The sequence below is a fragment of the Stutzerimonas stutzeri genome, from assembly GCF_000590475.1.
In the GTDB taxonomy this organism is placed as follows: Bacteria; Pseudomonadota; Gammaproteobacteria; order Pseudomonadales; family Pseudomonadaceae; genus Stutzerimonas; species Stutzerimonas stutzeri_D.
In genome coordinates this window covers 1,665,614-1,682,372 of record NZ_CP007441.1, presented here as the reverse complement: position 1 = coordinate 1,682,372, position 16,759 = coordinate 1,665,614, and the positions used below count along the sequence as shown (strand labels likewise).

The following is a 16,759-nucleotide window of genomic DNA, read 5'->3' as shown; positions in this document are numbered from 1 at the left end:
ATTCAGGACGGGACACGCAAAAAAAAGAAGGGCAGCCCTAGGGCTGCCCTTCTTTAACCGCAGGTTTCGCGATCAGTGTGCGACCGCCCCACTGGAACCCAGGCCGGTCTGGGACCGCACGAACTGCGAGAAGAAACGCTCGCGTTCAAGCCCCGCCGCCTTGGACTTGTCCGTCACCGAGAAGAACCAGATCCCCACGAACGCTACGATCATCGAGAACAACGCCGGATATTTGTAGGGGAAAATGGCTTCGGCATAGCCGAACACATCGACCCATACGGTCGGGCTGATAATGGTCAGGATCAGCGCAGTTGCCAGCCCCAGCGAGCCTCCGACCAGCGCGCCGCGGGTACTCAAACCCTTCCAGTACATGGACAGGAACAGTACCGGGAAATTGCAGCTGGCCGCGATCGAGAAAGCCAGCCCCACCATGAAGGCGATGTTCTGCTTCTCGAAGATGATGCCCAGCAGAATCGCCACGACGCCGAGTGCCAGAGTGGTGATCTTGGTGACCCGCATCTCGTCTTCTTCCTTGGCCTTACCCTTCTTGATCACGCAGGCATACAGGTCATGGGAAACTGCCGAGGCGCCCGCCAGGGTCAGGCCGGCTACCACCGCAAGGATGGTCGCGAAGGCCACGGCGGATATGAATCCAAGGAACAGGTTGCCCCCTACGGCATTCGCCAGGTGGATGGCAACCATGTTGGTACCACCGACAATGGCGCCCGCTGCGTCCTTGAATTGCGGGTTGGTGCTGACCAGCAGGATGGCGCCGAAGCCAATGATGAAAGTCAGGATGTAAAAGTAACCGATGAAGCCGGTGGCGTAGAACACGCTCTTTCGCGCTTCCTTGGCATCGGCAACGGTGAAGAAGCGCATCAGGATATGCGGCAGACCGGCAGTACCGAACATCAGTGCCAGGCCGAGCGAGATTGCGGAGATCGGATCGGACACCAGGCCACCCGGGCTCATGATCGCAGCGCCCTTCTCGTGAATGTTCACCGCTTCGGCGAACAGCCTGCCGAAGTCGAAGTTGACCGCCTGCATCACCATGATCGCCATGAAACTGGCGCCCGACAGCAGCAGCACCGCCTTGATGATCTGCACCCAAGTAGTCGCCAACATGCCGCCGAACAGCACGTACATGACCATCAATACGCCAACCAGCACCACTGCAACGTAGTAGTCGAGGCCGAACAGCAGCTGGATCAGCTTGCCGGCACCAACCATCTGCGCGATCAGGTAAAAGGCCACCACGATCAACGAGCCAAATGCCGAAAGGATGCGAATCTGCATCTGACCGAGGCGGTAAGACGCCACGTCGGAGAAGGTGAACTTGCCCAGGTTGCGCAAGCGCTCTGCCATCAGAAACAGGATGACCGGCCAGCCGACCAGGAAGCCGATGGAATAGATCAGCCCGTCGTAGCCGCTCGTGTACACCAGTGCGGAAATACCCAGGAAGGATGCCGCGGACATGAAGTCGCCAGCGATCGCCAGGCCGTTCTGGAAGCCGGTGATGCTGCCGCCAGCTGTGTAGTAGTCAGACGTGGAGGTGTTGCGCTTGGCCGCCCACTTGGTGATGCCCATGGTGAAACCGATGAAGGCGACGAACATGGCGATGGCTGTGTAGTTGACCGCCTGTTTCTGCACTTCGCCGGTGAGCGCATCGGCCAGGAGCAGCGGTGAGCCGATCAGCAGAACCGCTGCCATTAATAAACGCACAATCATTATTGTTGAGCCTCGCTGAGGATTTCCTGATTGATTCGATCAAACTCGCCGTTGGCACGCTGGACATAAATGCCAGTCAGAATGAATGCCATGAAAATCACCCCGACACCCACCGGAATACCCCAGGTAGTCACGGTATCGGCGGCGAGCGGGATACCTAGGACTGCTGGTTCGAAAGCGATCAACAGGATGAAAGCGAGATAAGCGCCGAGCATGACGGCCGATAGTAGCCACGCGAAGCGGCCGCGCTTGGCAACCAGTTCCTGGAAGCGCGGATTGGCATAGATCTGCCGGTAAACATCTTCATTTTGCATTGGTCAGTCTCCACCCGCTCTCAGCCCACTGCTGAGGGCAGGCGGCTACTTTAGAGTCCGCCAGGTCGAACACCACTCGACCATGGTCTGGTTTTTATTTGCTGGAACCGCCGTCCTAGACGCCCTAAGCAGGCCGAGTCAGGGCAATAGGCCAAGCCTATTTCATGGATCAAGCAGAGCGATTGTCTTTCCCGCTATGACAACGCGAGACTGGCGCCAACAGAGAATAATTCTCGACTGCATACGGAGATCGCCATGCTCAAGACCGTGACCTTTACCCTGATGCACTTTTGCATTGCCTTTACGGTGACTTACGCTTTGACGGGTAGTGCCGCCGCCGGCGGGCTCGTGGCAGCTATCGAGCCGCTGTGCAATTCGGTGGGTTTCTACCTGCACGAGCGGGTCTGGCAACGCCTGGAAAAGCGCCAGCGTAGCGGTGACGAGATCCCGTCTCACGCCTGGTTGCACCACCACGCCTGAGCCTGACCACGAACGATTCGCAACGGCGGCCGTTCAAGGACACCCGCATCCTGACTTGCAACGGGACGGCCGAAGCCCCTTCGAGCTCGAACGGATGCCTGCCCGCCAGAAACCCGGACGCAACCAGACGGCTTAAGCGTGGTCTATGAAGATGCGCTGAGCTTGGCAGGTTCGATTTACAGCTGGACCAGCGTTCGCAGGAAGGCAGAAACGCTCACCATGGAGGAGCAATGCGTAATACCCGCAACAGCCGAACGCCAGTCGCCAGGTGGCCGCACCGGCGAGCACACGAAGCGTATTGTGATGCGTCCGCCTCACCCCGTTTCGCAGCGGCGCCAGGCACCGCTCGGATCTGTCGACAGCCGTGGCCGCTTAGCCTGAAGGCAGACCCTTCTTTTCTGCCATCATCGAGCAGAAAAAAGCCATGCATATCCGCTTCGCCGAACTCCCACGCTTGCCCCAGGAGCACCCTCTAGATGCGAATGCTGCTGTGCCTGACTGCACTGCTAACGCTGGTCGTAACGTCCGCCCAGGCTGCCGACATAAGTGTCGAGCAGTATGGCTATCCGCTGAGCAACCCGTTCGAGGCAACGATCGCCACGACTCCAGCCGCGTTGCGCGCCGTCGTGCCCAGCGACGACGATATCGATCAGGCCGACTATCATCTGCGGCTGCGCCCCGAACGCGAGTTCACCTTGCCCGATAATTTCTGGGCCGTGAAACGTCTGACTTACCGCCTGGCGCGGCAACCCGGCCCTGCCCCGCTGATGTTCATCATTTCCGGCACCGGCGCGAGCTACTCTTCGGAAAAGACCGAATCGCTCAAACGCCTGTTCTACGGTGCCGGTTATCACGTGGTACAGCTATCCTCTCCGACCAGTTTCGACTTCATCGCCGCTGCCTCGCGCTACGCCACGCCCGGCTACAGCCCTGACGATGCCAAAGACCTGTATCGGGTGATGCAAGCGGTCCGAGCCCAGCAGCACAACCTGCCCGTCACCGAATTCAACCTCGTCGGCTACAGCCTCGGCGCGCTCAACGCTGCCTTCGTCAGCAAGCTGGACGAGACGCGCCAGAGCTTCAATTTCAAACGCGTGCTGATGGTCAATCCGCCGGTGAATCTCTACACCTCAATTAACAACCTGGACAAACTGGTACAGACCCAGGTCGAGGCGATCGACAGCAGCACGACCTTTTATCAGGTCATTCTGGAAAAGCTCACCCGCTATTACCGTCAAAAAGGCGCGATCAATCTCGACGAGGCCATGCTGTTCGATTTCCAACAGTCGGCCTTGCGGCTGACTGACGAACAGATGGCAATGCTGGTCGGCTCGGTATTCCGCTTCTCGGCCGCCGATATTGTGTTCACTTCCGATCTGATCAACCGCCGCGGCCTGATCGTGCCGCCCGAGTATCCGATCGACGAAGGTACTAGCCTGGAGCCATTCTTCCGGCGCGCCCTGTTGTGCGACTTCGATTGCTACATCACCGAGCAGCTGATCCCCATGTGGCGCGCTCAGCAGGACGGTGGCAGCCTGACGCAGCTGGTGCAGCAGGTCAGTCTCTACGCACTGGAGGATTACCTGCATAACAGCCCGAAAATCGCGGTCATGCACAACGCGGACGACATCATTCTCGGCGCTGGCGATCTGGGCTTCCTGCGCAGAACTTTCGGTGAGCGAATGAAGCTTTACCCGCGTGGAGGCCATTGCGGCAATCTCAATTACCGGGTCAATGCTCAAGACATGCTGGAGTTCTTCCGTGGCTAGACGTCATCTGCTTGCACTGTTGTTGCTGGCCAGCGGTATCGCCTGCGCCCAGACGCCGATTCCCGACGAAGACGGTTTCACCGATCCGCTGCGTAATCTGAAGTTCAACCCGGGATTGGATCAGCGCGAGTTCGAGCGCGCCACTTTCGACGCCCTAAACATCTACGACCCCTGGGAGTCGCTGAACCGGCGCATGTACTACTTCAATTACCGTCTGGATCAGTGGGTGATGCTGCCGGCGGTACGCGGCTACCGGTATATCACCCCGCGGATCGTACGCACCGGAGTCAGCAACTTTTTCAGGAATCTCGGCGAGATACCAACGCTGTTCAACAGCATGGCGCAGTTCAAGGGCAAGCGCGCGATGAACACCACGGCGCGCTTACTGTTCAACACAATTATTGGCGTTGGGGGGATCTGGGACCCGGCTACCCGCATGGGACTGCCCCGCTACAACGAGGATTTCGGCCAGACCCTGGGCTTCTATGGCGTGCCTCATGGGCCCTATCTCATCCTGCCGGCACTGGGGCCGTCCAATCTGCGCGATACCGCCGGGCAGGCAATGGACTTCGGCGTCGAACGGCAGGTCGATTATTTCAGCTACGCCGAGGCTAGCGGAGGCGAGTTCGGCCTCACCGCACTGCGGCTGATAGACCTCCGCGACAGCACCAGCCTTCGCTACGGCCAGCTCAACTCGCCGTTCGAGTATGAAAAAGTCCGTTATGTCTATACCCGTGCGCGGGAGCTGCAGATCGATGAATGATCCAATTATTCGATAGCAAATACTGGAAATCCTCACCCTTTGATCGAGCAGCCAGCAGTACGCTTCGTTCAGTACGCAACGAGGGCGACCTGCCATGTCCACACGGGAAATTCTTGCCATCAGCACCGGCCGCGCAACGTCAGACGGGGCCGGCGTCCGCCTGACCCGCCTGTTCGGCGGTGCCGCACCCGAGCGATTCGATCCATTCCTGATGCTTGACGAATTCGGCTCGGACAATCCTGACGAGTACATCGCCGGCTTCCCGCCCCACCCGCATCGAGGTTTCGAAACGATCACCTACATGATCGAAGGCTGCATGCGCCACGAGGATCACCTTGGCAATGTCGGCGTGCTCGAAAGCGGTGGCGTGCAATGGATGACGGCGGCACGCGGGGTAATCCACAGTGAAATGCCACAACAGGAACGTGGGGCGATGCGCGGCTTTCAGCTGTGGCTGAATCTCCCGGCGAAAAGCAAACTTGACGATCCGGCTTATCGTGATTTCGCACCTGCGGAAATACCACGCCTAACACTGCCCAGCGGCATCGAAGCGGTGATCATCGCCGGGCAGTTCAGGGCCGAAGGCATCGGTCAGCCAGGCGCCGTGCAGCGGCCGGATACCGAGCCGCAGCTGTTCGACCTACGACTGCCCGCCGGCAGCGGCATCGAGCCTCAGCTGACCGACGGACACCGGTTGATGCTGTACGTATTCGACGGCGAGATTTCGGTGGCTGGGAAGCCTCTCGGCAAAAATCAACTGGCCAGGCTCTCCGACCAAGGCGAGCTGCGGTTGACGTCCAGCACTGGAGCCCGAGTTCTACTACTGGCTGGACGTCCTCTGGGCGAGCCGATCGTTCAGTACGGCCCGTTCGTGATGAACAGCCGCGAGGAGATCGAGCAAGCCTTGCGCGACTTTCGTGACGGTGTTTTTACGGACTAACCGGCTTTTTTCTTCGGCAGTTTCCGGTAGAGACTCGGCTCTCCAGGGGGGCGGGTCTTGAAGCGACGGTGCGCCCAGAGATATTGCTCAGGGTGCTGACGTACCGCGTCCTCCACCCACTCGTTGATGCGAAGGCAATCGGCTTCCTCGCTTTCACCGGGAAAATCCGCCAGCGGCGGATGGATTACCAGCCGGTAACCGGAACCATCGGCAAGACGTTCCTGTGTGTAGGGAATGACCCTCGCTTTACCCAAGCGGGCAAACTTGGTCGTGGCGGTCACGGTTGCCGCGCTGATGCCGAACCAGGGCACGAAAAGGCTCTGTTTGCGCCCGTAATCCTGATCCGGCGCGTACCAGATGGCCCGACCGGCGCGTAACACTTTGAGCATCGCCCGTACGTCTTCACGCTCAATTGCACTGGCGTCCAGGTTATGCCGCTCTCGCCCCCTTCGCTGGACGAAATCGAACACTGGATTCTTGTGCTCGCGGTACATGCCATCGATTGTGTGCAGTTGGCTCAACAAGGCCGCACCAATCTCCAGCGTGGTGAAATGAAGAGCCATGAGAATAACCCCCTGACCCTCAGCCTGTGCCTGTTGCAGATGTTCGAGACCTTTCACCTGCGCCAGCTTCTGCAGGCGATCCCTGGACCACCACCAGCTCATGGCCATTTCGAAGAAGGCGATGCCCGTCGAGGCGAAATTCTCGCGCAGCAGCCGCTCCCGGTCCATGTCGCTCAATTCGGGGAAACACAGCTGCAGGTTACGCCGCGCAATGTGCCGTCTCGAGCGCGCAGTCCGATACATCACAACACCGAGGCCACGTCCCAAGAGCAGCAACACCCGATACGGCAGCTGCACCACCAGCCACAGCAGCCCCAGGCCCAGCCATAGCAGCCAGAACCGTGGATGAAGAAAGGATGCGCGGAAAAGAGAACGATCCATTGGCAAGCTCAAACCGGTAAAAGCGCGCATTCTAGCGATAAATCACCTCTGTATGCGGGGACGCCTCGATGCATGGCATCCGTCCGCTCGGCCCGGCGAGACTTGCAGGCTACGGTTTGCCCCGCTATAAGTCCTCGCCATTTACCGTAGCAGGCAGACCATGAGCCAAGCCGATTCTCCTGACCAGTCCCCCGTATTCCAGCTCAAGGGCAGCATGCTGGCCATTACCGTGCTGGAGCTGACGCAGAACGACCTGGAGCGTCTCGATCAGCAATTGGCCGTGAAGGTCGCGCAGGCGCCGGACTTTTTCAACAACACGCCGCTGGTGCTCGCTCTGGACAAGCTGCCCGTCGAGTGTGGTCTTGACCTTCCGGCGCTTATCGCGCTCTGCCGCAAGCACGGCCTGCGCACCCTGGCGCTGCGAGCCGGCGATCCGCAGGTGATCGAGGCAGCTACGGAGCTTGACCTGCCTGTATTGCCGCCCTCTGGTGCCAAGGAACGCAAGCTGGACCTCTCCGGCAAGACCCCGGCCGAACCATCCAAGCCGGCCGAACCGACCTATCGACCCACTCGCGTGGTAACCACACCGATCCGCGGCGGCCAACAAGTCTATGCCCAGGGCGGCGATCTCATTGTATTGGCCGCCGTCAGCCCGGGTGCGGAACTTCTCGCCGATGGAAACATCCATGTGTACGGTCCGCTGCGCGGGCGTGCCCTGGCCGGCATCAAAGGCGACACCAATGCACGAATATTCTGTCAGCAGCTCGCCGCTGAAATGGTCTCCATTGCTGGCCATTACAAGGTTGCCGAAGACCTGCGCCGTGACCCGCTGTGGACTGAAGCCGTACAGATGAAGCTATCCGGCGACGTGTTGAACATCACCCGTCTTTAACGGATACTGCCGCGAATTTTCAAGCACCAAACGGGCCTCCTGACGCCGACTCGGCTGAGGGTCCCGACCTCCATATTTAGGGTGAATCACCTTGGCCAAGATCCTCGTAGTCACTTCCGGCAAGGGTGGCGTCGGTAAAACCACTACCAGCGCCGCCATCGGTACCGGCCTCGCCCTGCGCGGCCACAAGACCGTCATCGTCGACTTCGACGTTGGCCTGCGTAATCTGGACCTGATCATGGGCTGTGAGCGCCGTGTGGTGTATGACTTCGTGAACGTCATTCAGGGCGACGCCACCCTGACCCAGGCATTGATCAAGGACAAGCGCCTCGAAAATCTCTATGTGTTGGCCGCCAGCCAGACCCGTGACAAAGACGCCCTGACACTCGAAGGCGTCGGTAAGGTGATTGACGAGCTGGCCAAAACTTTCGAATTCGTCATCTGCGACTCTCCGGCCGGTATCGAGAAAGGCGCGCACCTGGCGATGTACTTCGCCGACGAAGCCATTGTTGTGACCAACCCAGAGGTTTCCTCCGTTCGCGACTCGGACCGCATGCTGGGCCTGCTGGCCAGCAAGTCCCGCCGTGCCGAAAACGGCGAAGAGTCGATCAAGGAACATCTGCTACTGACCCGCTACAACCCCGAGCGCGTAGTCAAGGGCGAGATGCTCGGTGTCGAAGACGTCGAGGAGATCCTGTCGATCCGTCTGCTCGGTGTCATCCCCGAATCCCAAGCGGTGCTGAAGGCATCCAACCAGGGCGTACCAGTCATCCTCGACGACCAGAGCGATGCCGGACAGGCCTACAGCGACGCCGTTGATCGCCTGTTGGGCAAGGATGTCAATCATCGTTTCCTCGACGTGAAGAAGCAGGGCTTCCTGCAACGATTGTTCGGAGGTCGCGAATGAACCTTCTCGACTTCTTTCGTGAGCGCAAGAAGAAGGAAACGCCCGCCAACATCGCCAAGGAACGCCTGCAGATCATCGTCGCCCATGAGCGCGGCCAGCGTACACAGCCGGACTACCTGCCAGCCTTGCAGAAGGAACTGGTCGAGGTGATCCGCAAGTACGTCAACATCGACAGCGACCAGGTCCAGGTTGCCCTGGAAGATCAGGGTAGTTGCTCGATCCTCGAACTGAACATCACCCTGCCGGATCGTTGATCGACCGCAGGGACCCGCTCGCTTCTGCAGCGACAGCATCATCGGCGACTTCGGTCGCCGATTGCGTTTCCGGAATCCCAAGATGCCCCTTAGCAACATCCAGATCGTCCACCAGGACGCCGCCCTGCTGGTGATCAACAAACCTACTCTATTGCTGTCCGTGCCCGGGCGCGCCGATGACAACAAGGATTGCTTGGTGACACGCTTGCAGGAAAACGGCTATCCCGAGGCACGTATCGTCCATCGCCTGGACTGGGAGACCTCCGGCCTGATCGTGCTCGCGCGCGATGCTGATAGCCATCGCGAGCTGTCTCGACAGTTCCATGACCGCGAGACAGAGAAGACCTACACCGCGCTGTGCTGGGGCGAGCCCGAGCAGCAGAGCGGCAGCGTCGATCTACCGCTACGCTACGATCCACCGACCAAACCGCGGCACGTCGTCGACCATGAACTGGGCAAGCATGCGCTTACCTACTGGCGCGTGCTCGAGCGTTGCGGCGACTACAGCCGAGTCGAACTGACTCCGATCACCGGTCGCTCGCATCAGCTGCGTGTGCACATGCTTTCGATTGGCCATCCGCTGCTTGGCGATCGGCTCTACGCCCACGAACAGGCGCTGGTGGCCCATGACCGGCTCTGCCTGCACGCCAGCATGCTCGCCCTGACCCACCCTCAAACGGGCGTGCGCATGCGCTTCGACTGTCCGGCGCCCTTTTGAACACCGCACTCGCGTGCCCGGTAGTAAGTGACCATCGAGTCAGAGCCCGCCAATACGGTAAACTCCTTGGCCTTGCAGTCAGGAGCTCGTCATGCGCGAAGAACTCAACCAAGGTCTGATCGATTACCTCAAGGCTTCCCCAACGCCGTTCCATGCCACCCGCAGCCTAGCGCGTAGCCTTCAGGCCGCCGGTTACAAGGCGCTGGACGAGAGCGAGACTTGGCATACCGAGCCCGGCGGCCGCTACTACGTCACCCGTAACGACTCCGCGATCATTGCCTTTCAACTCGGCAGCAAATCGGTCATCGAACATGGCATGCGCATGGTCGGTGCTCACACTGATAGTCCCTGCCTGCGGGTCAAACCCCAACCGGAGCTGCAGCGTCAGGGCTTCTGGCAGTTGGGGGTGGAAGTCTATGGCGGCGCACTGCTGGCGCCCTGGTTCGATCGTGACCTGTCTCTGGCCGGACGCGTGACCTATAGCCGTGACGGCCGAATCGAAAGCCAACTGATCGATTTCAAGTTGCCGATCGCGGTAATCCCCAGCCTCGCCATCCACCTCAACCGAGAGGCCAATCAGGGCTGGGCAATCAACCCGCAGAACGAGCTACCGCCGATTCTGGCGCAGATCGCCAGCGAAGACAGCCCGGATTTTCGGGCCTTGCTGGCCGACCAGCTCAGCCGCGAGCATGGGCTTGTGGCTGACGTGGTGCTGGATTTCGAGCTGAGTTTTTACGACACCCAGAGCGCGGCCATCATCGGCTTGAACGGCGACTTCATCGCTGGCGCCCGTTTGGACAACCTGCTGTCGTGCTTTGCCGGACTGCAAGCCCTGCTACGGGCCGGCCCGGAGGAAAGCTGCGTACTGGTGTGTACCGATCACGAAGAAGTCGGCTCCGCCTCGATGTGCGGTGCGGATGGGCCGTTCCTCGAGCAGGTCCTGCGCCGGGTGCTGTCCGACAGCGAAGCCTTCCAGCGTAGCATCAACCGTTCGCTGCTGATTTCGGCCGACAATGCACACGCCGTGCATCCCAACTATGCCGACAAGCACGACGGCAATCATGGTCCGAAGCTCAACGCTGGGCCCGTCATCAAGGTCAACAGCAATCAGCGTTATGCCACCAGCAGCGAAACCGCCGGTTTCTTTCGCCATCTTTGCCTGGAAAACGAGGTGTCGGTACAGAGCTTCGTCACCCGTAGCGACATGGGCTGCGGCTCGACCATCGGCCCCATCACCGCCAGTCAGCTCGGTGTACGTACAGTGGACATCGGCCTGCCGACCTTTGGCATGCACTCGATTCGCGAGCTGGCCGGCAGCCAGGACCTGGCGCATCTGGTCAAGGTCCTCAGCGCGTTCTACTCATGCGCAGAGCTGCCCTGACCGGTTCCGTCTTCGCTGACGAGTTTGGCACCTCCAATCGGTTACGCGCGGTGGCGGCGGGTTAGTACGCTGCGCGCTGTAGCAAATCGGCTCAATAGAGCGAGCAGCCGCCACCCTTTTCCTTAGCTGTCCATCGCAGCGGTGCGCTCCTTCCGCTCAAGCTGGGCCCTCGATGCCTTGCAATGCCTTCATGCTGCCTCCATAGTGGATCAGACCTGCGCCCGCTCGACCGTTACTCGCTGGCAGTGCAGGCCGCTGATAATTCTCTGTTTCAGGTCACATAGCGATACACCCGCCCAAATCATCGATTACCAATTCGGTATGGTGTGATGCGGGACTCGCCCTGCCATCCTGATGTGATTTTTGTCGCGGCGTGCTAGCCCGCCAGATACCACCGGGCTGTTGTTATTTTTTCCGCCGGGCAGATCCCGCCCCGGCGCCTGAATTGATGGCCTACTATGCGTTATTACCCAGCCTCGCGTCGCCCCTTCGAAATGAAACGATCACTGACTACGGGCTTTCTAGCCCTGTTGCTAGGCTTTCAGGCCACCATAACCCAGGCCAAACCCGCCGGACACGACTGGGACTACCTGCAGCCCGACCGCGATCAGGTCATTGCCAGCCTCAACGTCGTCGAGCTGCTCAAGCGCCACCATTACAACAAGCCACCGCTCAATGACGCCCGTTCGGCGAAGATTTTCGACAGCTATATCAAGATGCTCGACCCGTCGCGCAGCTATTTCACCGCAGGCGACCTGGCCGAGTTCGAGCCCTGGCGCAACGAGTTCGACAACTTCCTGAAGAACGGCAACCTGGAGCCCGGCTTCGCGATCTACAAAGTGCACCTGGAGCGCCTGCAAAGCCGACTTCAGTACGCGCTGAGCCTGTTGGATAAAGGGGTGGACGGCTTCGACTTCGCGCTCGACGAAGAATTGCTGGTCGATCGCGAGAACGCCGCCTGGCCCAAGGACGAGAAAGAGCTGGATGATCTCTGGCGTAAACGCGTCAAAGATGAGGTTTTACGGCTGAAGATTGCCGGCAAGGAGCCAAAAGCGATCACGGAGCTGCTGACCAAGCGCTACAAGAACCAGCTGTCGCGTCTTGAACAGACCCGTGGCGAGGACGTCTTCCAGACCTACATCAACGCCTTCGCGCAATCCTACGATCCGCATACCCAATACCTGTCGCCCGACAATGCGGAAAACTTCGACATCAACATGAGCCTCTCGCTGGAAGGCATCGGCGCCGTGCTGCAAAGCGACAACGAGTACGTCAAAGTGGTGCGACTGGTCCCTGCCGGCCCTGCCGAGAAGAGCAAGCAGATCGCCCCTGCGGATAAGATCGTCGGTGTTGGGCAGGACGACGAGGAAGTGGTCGATGTGATCGGCTGGCGCCTCGACGAGGTCGTCAAACTGATCCGTGGCCCGAAAGGTTCAATGGTTCGCCTCGAAGTCATTCCAGCAAGCAACGCGCCTAATGACCAGAGCAGCAAGATCGTCGCCATTACTCGAGAAGCGGTCAAGCTCGAGGAGCAGGCAGCTAAAAAGTCCGTGCTCCACCTCAATCAAAATGGCCGCGACTATAAGCTCGGGGTCATCGAGGTGCCTGCGTTCTACCTGGACTTCAAGGCCCTTCGCGCCGGTGACAAGGACTACAAGAGCACCACGCGGGACGTGAAAAAGCTGCTGACGGAGCTGCAGCAGGAAAAGGTCGACGGCGTCGTCATCGACCTGCGCAACAATGGAGGTGGTTCGCTTCAGGAAGCCACAGAGCTGACTGGCCTGTTCATCGACCAAGGCCCGACGGTACTGGTCCGCAACAGCGATGGCCGCGTCGACGTGCTTGCCGATGAACAAGTGGGCGCATTCTACAAAGGCCCGCTGGCCGTGCTGGTCAATCGCCTGTCAGCATCGGCCTCGGAGATCTTCGCTGGTGCGATGCAGGATTATCACCGAGCGCTCATCGTCGGTGGTCAAACGTTCGGCAAAGGCACCGTGCAAACTGTCCAGCCGCTCAATCATGGCGAACTCAAACTCACACTGGCCAAGTTCTATCGGGTGTCCGGGCAGAGCACACAACACCAAGGTGTGATTCCGGACATCTCCTATCCTGCCGAAGTCGATACCAAGGAAATCGGCGAAAGCGCATTGCCTGAAGCCATGCCCTGGGACAGCATTCGCGCTGCGATCAACCCGAACATGAATCCGTTCACGCCATTCCTCTCCGAACTCAAGGCGCGTCACGAAGGGCGTACCAGCGAGAACCCTGATTTTGTCTTCACGCGTGATCGCCTCGCCTTGGCGCAGGAGCTTACTCACGAGACGACCATCAGCCTCAACGAGGAGAAGCGTAGGGCACAGCAGGAACGAATCGAGAACCGTCAGCTGGTGCTGGAGAATACGCTTCGGAAGGCCAAGGGTGAGGAACCGCTGGCCAAACTCGAACGGGAGGATGAAACGACGCCGACTATCGAAGAGAAGAACATCAAGCCGGAGGATGATGCATACTTGTCTGAAAGCGGGAGGATTCTGCTGGACTATCTAGGTCTACAGGACGCAATGGCCAAGAACAACTCCGTCGAACGTTAGTCGCTAATGTCATCAAAATGACATCATAGAGTCGTGAAATATGAAGGGCCGCCATTTGTGCGGCCCTTCGCATTTTGGCCATCACGGGATCACCATGACCGTCACCGAGCAGTTGAGCACGCTGGATAACATCCTCGCTCACGGCGACATTACCAGCCTTTTCCAGCCCATCATTTCTCTTTCCGAACGACGTATTCTTGGCTACGAAGCGCTGACACGAGGCCCCTCGAATACCTCGCTGCACTCCCCTATCAACTTGCTCGCTGCCGCCCGACACGCAGGTCGGCTCAACGAACTTGAGATGACCTGCCGCGAAAGTGCTTGCCGCCGTTACAGTCAGCAGCAGCTACAAGGCAAACTCTTCCTCAATGTCTCGCCGGAAACCTTGCTGGACGCGACCCACAAGCCGGGTCGTACGCTGGAGCTGCTGCATAAATATCGAATTCCGGCAGACAGGGTCGTAATCGAACTGACGGAACAGACCCCGACGGACGATTTCGAGCTGCTCGATGCCGCCTTGCACCACTACCGGGACATGGGGTTTTCAATCGCCCTGGATGACCTCGGTGCCGGCTACTCCGGCCTGCGTATGTGGTCTGAGCTGCGCCCCGACTATGTAAAAATCGACCGTTACTTCATCGACGGCATCCACCGCGATGCGATCAAGCGCGAGTTTGTCGAATCGATCATGAAGATCGCAAGGGCTTCGCGAGCGCAGGTTATCGCCGAGGGCATTGAGCTGAGCGAAGAGCTCAGAATCCTTTCGGACATGGGTATCGACCTGGTTCAGGGCTACTTGCTGGGACGCCCGGAAGAAGAACCGAACATCGATGCGGCCGTGCTTCTGCCAAGCATCGGTAATCGAGACGATACACCCAACGAGGAGCATCCCGACCTGACCCCGCTGGTATTGAAACAATCCGCGGTCTTCGTCTCGCATCCGGTAGGGCACGTGCTGGAACTGTTCCGCCTGCAGGCAAACCTTAACTCGGTCGCGGTGCTTGACGAGATGAAGGTCCCCGTCGGCATCGTTCATCGAAGCCTGCTGTCCGACGCCCTGCTCAAGCCGTTTGCGACCGACCTGTTGGCGCGCAAACCCATCAGTAGATTGATGAGCGATGATTTTCTCGCGGTAGAGCTTGGCCAATCGTTGCAGCAGGTCAGCCGATTGTTGACCAGTCGAGCCCGACAGCGCATCGACGAAGATTTCATAATTACCGTCAACGGCCTTTATCACGGTCTAGGCCGGGTAATCGACGTGCTCAAACTGATTACTGAGATGAAGATTCAACAGGCGCGCCATGCAAATCCACTGACCCTACTACCGGGAAATGTGCCAATTCAGCAATGCCTGACACGCCTGTTACGACAGGGCCGGGAAGCTGTGATCTGCTACGTGGATATCGATCATTTCAAACCCTTCAACGATCTTTACGGCTACGCCAAGGGCGATGAGGTTCTGCTGTGTTTGGCTCACTGCCTCGATGAGCAGATTGATTCGAGCTGTGATTTCGTCGGCCATATAGGCGGGGATGACTTCATGCTGGTAATGAGGTCAAAAGAATGGGCGTCGAGGATCGATCAGCTTTTCGAAGCATTCGAACAGCGTTGCCGACCGTTCTACCGCAACGAACATCTTGCTGAAGGATGCTTCATGGCTGAAGGAAGGCAAGGTGGCCAGCAACGCTACCCCCTGCTTTCACTTTCGGTTGGCGCCGTCCAGCTGGGACCCGATTGCGGCGCCGAACTCGATGCGGCATGCCTTGCCGCTTTGGCCTCGGAAGCCAAACGACAGGCTAAGCAAGAAGCGGGATTCAGTCTGTACACCATTGACACGCAACGACAGCGGTTGGGGAATCAGAGCCCGAGCTTGGCGGCGCGAGCCTTGTAACGTTCAGCCTGCTGCTTATCAGGTGCCAGCCCATGGCCGCCAGCGGCATACAGCTGGGCCAGACGGGTCGCAGCGAGCGGATGCCCTCTTTCGACCGCAAGCGCCCACCAGTGCGCCGCCTGAGCACCGTCAGGACCATGGGTGGCATCCTCGCCAAGGCAGATGATGCCCATTTGGTATGCAGCCTTGGCGTCGCCGCCCTCGGCAGCCAGACGGAGCAAACGTATGCCCTCCTGCCTTGCGCCAAATCCTTGGCCTCGAAACAACAGGATGTGGCCGTAAAAGCTTTGCGCCTTCGGGTCTCCAATCGCGGCCATGCGAGAAAATTGGCCTTCCATCCAGCGCCACAATTTCGGCTGTTTTACAGCCCAGCGTGCGCCCAGCAATTTACGTGCGGTCCAATAACCGACTCGCGCCCGAGCCTTATGCAGCATTACGGCGTCTCCGGGTAATCGAACTCGAATACACGCGCGACCTCGCCTGCGTGCCAGGAGGCAGCCGCGGCTCCATCAGCCGGACCGGAAAATCGCCCGAGACGCGTAACGCATTCAAAAAAGCCTGTTCTGGGCAAGCGACTGGCGCCCTGGCTGATCACCAATGCACTGCGCAACGGTCGATCAGCGCGTGCATCCAGCGCTGCCAAATGTTCCAGCGCCGCCGTCAATGTCTGCATGGCCGGCGCTGGAAGCTGAAGCCGCTCGACCAACGCGCGGTAAGTCACCAGATGCCGCTGGCGTCGGGCTTCGGTCAACTCGCCCAGCAGTGCTTGCCAATGCTGGCGGCTGATGCGAATTGACGCCGCGGTGTCTCTCAAGCTTCCGGCTGCCATCCTTCGATCTCCATTGCGCGGGCCAGCGCACGGCGTATAGCCTCACCCGGGTCGCGGTCGCCGCTTTCGATGAGCGCCAGATAAGCCGGACTGATGCCAACAGAACGCGCCAGCGTTTCCTGGTTCATGCCCTTGGCTTCCCGCAAAGCAGACAGCTCACTGAACCCGGGTAACGCAACCGTCGCGCCAGGTCCCGCAGGGGCTGCCATGGTCTGATTACACGCCCTTAGCAACGCCTGATATTCGTCCCACGGCAGCACGGCATACTCTGGCACACCATCACGCATGATGACCTGAACACTCATCCGCTACCCCGCTCTTTTCCGTGAGTAAAGCCGGATCTTAACAGTACGGCAGCGAA

At 59.3% G+C, this 16,759-nt stretch carries 17 protein-coding genes; 11 read left to right on the top strand and 6 right to left on the bottom strand.

Annotated features, from left to right (window positions below):
- Positions 1-72 precede the first annotated feature (72 nt).
- Entirely contained in the window at positions 73-1,728 is a 1,656-nt protein-coding gene (locus CH92_RS07910; protein ID WP_025241232.1) for a cation acetate symporter, read from the bottom strand.
- Entirely contained in the window at positions 1,728-2,042 is a 315-nt protein-coding gene (locus CH92_RS07905) for a DUF485 domain-containing protein (protein ID WP_025241231.1), read from the bottom strand. Before CH92_RS07905 ends, CH92_RS07910 begins: the two co-directional genes overlap by 1 nt.
- Positions 2,043-2,297: 255 nt before the next feature.
- Between CH92_RS07905 and CH92_RS07900 the strand changes: the two genes are divergently transcribed.
- The 4 genes from CH92_RS07900 to CH92_RS07885 all read left to right on the top strand — a co-directional run bounded on the left by CH92_RS07900 (position 2,298) and on the right by CH92_RS07885 (position 5,994).
- Positions 2,298-2,522 (top strand): DUF2061 domain-containing protein, encoded by a 225-nt coding sequence (locus CH92_RS07900; protein WP_025241230.1) that lies wholly within the window; start codon positions 2,298-2,300, stop codon positions 2,520-2,522.
- Between the two features lie 476 nt (positions 2,523-2,998).
- Positions 2,999-4,291 (top strand): serine/threonine protein kinase, encoded by a 1,293-nt coding sequence (locus CH92_RS07895; RefSeq protein WP_025241229.1) that lies wholly within the window; start codon positions 2,999-3,001, stop codon positions 4,289-4,291.
- A 7-nt stretch (positions 4,292-4,298) separates the two neighbouring features.
- Positions 4,299-5,054, top strand: coding sequence for an MlaA family lipoprotein (locus CH92_RS07890; protein WP_025241228.1), 756 nt, complete (start codon positions 4,299-4,301; stop codon positions 5,052-5,054).
- Between the two features lie 94 nt (positions 5,055-5,148).
- Positions 5,149-5,994 (top strand): pirin family protein, encoded by an 846-nt coding sequence (locus CH92_RS07885; protein WP_025241227.1) that lies wholly within the window; start codon positions 5,149-5,151, stop codon positions 5,992-5,994.
- On the opposite strand, the gene CH92_RS07880 is transcribed toward CH92_RS07885, so the two are convergent.
- A complete protein-coding gene (locus CH92_RS07880; RefSeq protein WP_025241226.1) occupies positions 5,991-6,938 on the bottom strand; it encodes a lipid A biosynthesis lauroyl acyltransferase in 948 nt (315 codons plus the stop codon). The genes CH92_RS07885 and CH92_RS07880 overlap by 4 nt on opposite strands.
- A gap of 160 nt (positions 6,939-7,098) precedes the next feature.
- On the opposite strand from CH92_RS07880, the gene minC reads away from it, so the two are divergent.
- The 7 genes from minC to CH92_RS07845 all read left to right on the top strand — a co-directional run bounded on the left by minC (position 7,099) and on the right by CH92_RS07845 (position 15,569).
- Positions 7,099-7,830, top strand: a complete 732-nt coding sequence (gene minC, locus CH92_RS07875; RefSeq protein ID WP_025241225.1) for a septum site-determining protein MinC — start codon at positions 7,099-7,101, stop codon at positions 7,828-7,830.
- Between the two features lie 91 nt (positions 7,831-7,921).
- A complete protein-coding gene (gene minD / locus CH92_RS07870; protein WP_025241224.1) occupies positions 7,922-8,737 on the top strand; it encodes a septum site-determining protein MinD in 816 nt (271 codons plus the stop codon).
- Positions 8,734-8,991: a cell division topological specificity factor MinE gene (gene minE, locus CH92_RS07865; protein ID WP_019341568.1), complete on the top strand. Its 258-nt coding sequence runs from the start codon at positions 8,734-8,736 to the stop codon at positions 8,989-8,991. Before minD ends, minE begins: the two co-directional genes overlap by 4 nt.
- 82 nt (positions 8,992-9,073) lie before the next feature.
- Positions 9,074-9,709, top strand: coding sequence for an RluA family pseudouridine synthase (locus CH92_RS07860; RefSeq protein ID WP_025241223.1), 636 nt, complete (start codon positions 9,074-9,076; stop codon positions 9,707-9,709).
- Positions 9,710-9,800: 91 nt separating this feature from the next.
- A complete protein-coding gene (locus tag CH92_RS07855) occupies positions 9,801-11,090 on the top strand; it encodes a M18 family aminopeptidase (protein WP_025241222.1) in 1,290 nt (429 codons plus the stop codon).
- Between the two features lie 494 nt (positions 11,091-11,584).
- Positions 11,585-13,678 (top strand): carboxy terminal-processing peptidase, encoded by a 2,094-nt coding sequence (locus tag CH92_RS07850; protein ID WP_025241221.1) that lies wholly within the window; start codon positions 11,585-11,587, stop codon positions 13,676-13,678.
- A 94-nt stretch (positions 13,679-13,772) separates the two neighbouring features.
- Positions 13,773-15,569, top strand: a complete 1,797-nt coding sequence (locus CH92_RS07845) for a bifunctional diguanylate cyclase/phosphodiesterase (RefSeq protein WP_025241220.1) — start codon at positions 13,773-13,775, stop codon at positions 15,567-15,569.
- On the opposite strand, the gene CH92_RS07840 is transcribed toward CH92_RS07845, so the two are convergent.
- The 3 genes from CH92_RS07840 to CH92_RS07830 are packed head-to-tail and all read right to left on the bottom strand — an operon-like array spanning position 15,536 to position 16,703.
- Positions 15,536-16,003: a tetratricopeptide repeat protein gene (locus CH92_RS07840; RefSeq protein ID WP_025241219.1), complete on the bottom strand. Its 468-nt coding sequence runs from the start codon at positions 16,001-16,003 to the stop codon at positions 15,536-15,538. The two genes, CH92_RS07845 and CH92_RS07840, sit on opposite strands and share 34 nt — an antisense overlap.
- On the bottom strand, positions 16,003-16,398 hold the full coding sequence (locus tag CH92_RS07835; protein WP_038622904.1) for a hypothetical protein: 396 nt from the start codon (positions 16,396-16,398) through the stop codon (positions 16,003-16,005). The genes CH92_RS07840 and CH92_RS07835 overlap by 1 nt, the downstream gene beginning before the upstream one ends.
- Entirely contained in the window at positions 16,380-16,703 is a 324-nt protein-coding gene (locus tag CH92_RS07830; RefSeq protein WP_025241217.1) for a helix-turn-helix domain-containing protein, read from the bottom strand. Before CH92_RS07830 ends, CH92_RS07835 begins: the two co-directional genes overlap by 19 nt.
- Between the last annotated feature and the right edge of the window lie 56 nt (positions 16,704-16,759).

Bases quoted from the DNA above. Each gene is read 5' to 3' on its own strand.
- CH92_RS07855 (WP_025241222.1), top strand. From the start codon at position 9,801: ATGCGCGAAGAACTCAACCAAGGTCTGATCGATTACCTCAAGGCTTCC.
- CH92_RS07900 (WP_025241230.1), top strand. From the start codon at position 2,298: ATGCTCAAGACCGTGACCTTTACCCTGATGCACTTTTGCATTGCCTTT.
- CH92_RS07895 (WP_025241229.1), top strand. From the start codon at position 2,999: ATGCGAATGCTGCTGTGCCTGACTGCACTGCTAACGCTGGTCGTAACG.
- CH92_RS07860 (WP_025241223.1), top strand. From the start codon at position 9,074: ATGCCCCTTAGCAACATCCAGATCGTCCACCAGGACGCCGCCCTGCTG.
- CH92_RS07850 (WP_025241221.1), top strand. From the start codon at position 11,585: ATGAAACGATCACTGACTACGGGCTTTCTAGCCCTGTTGCTAGGCTTT.
- CH92_RS07840 (WP_025241219.1), bottom strand. From the start codon at position 16,003: ATGCTGCATAAGGCTCGGGCGCGAGTCGGTTATTGGACCGCACGTAAA.
- CH92_RS07880 (WP_025241226.1), bottom strand. From the start codon at position 6,938: ATGGATCGTTCTCTTTTCCGCGCATCCTTTCTTCATCCACGGTTCTGG.
- CH92_RS07905 (WP_025241231.1), bottom strand. From the start codon at position 2,042: ATGCAAAATGAAGATGTTTACCGGCAGATCTATGCCAATCCGCGCTTC.
- minE (WP_019341568.1), top strand. From the start codon at position 8,734: ATGAACCTTCTCGACTTCTTTCGTGAGCGCAAGAAGAAGGAAACGCCC.
- CH92_RS07845 (WP_025241220.1), top strand. From the start codon at position 13,773: ATGACCGTCACCGAGCAGTTGAGCACGCTGGATAACATCCTCGCTCAC.
- CH92_RS07910 (WP_025241232.1), bottom strand. From the start codon at position 1,728: ATGATTGTGCGTTTATTAATGGCAGCGGTTCTGCTGATCGGCTCACCG.
- CH92_RS07830 (WP_025241217.1), bottom strand. From the start codon at position 16,703: ATGAGTGTTCAGGTCATCATGCGTGATGGTGTGCCAGAGTATGCCGTG.
- minC (WP_025241225.1), top strand. From the start codon at position 7,099: ATGAGCCAAGCCGATTCTCCTGACCAGTCCCCCGTATTCCAGCTCAAG.
- CH92_RS07885 (WP_025241227.1), top strand. From the start codon at position 5,149: ATGTCCACACGGGAAATTCTTGCCATCAGCACCGGCCGCGCAACGTCA.
- CH92_RS07835 (WP_038622904.1), bottom strand. From the start codon at position 16,398: ATGGCAGCCGGAAGCTTGAGAGACACCGCGGCGTCAATTCGCATCAGC.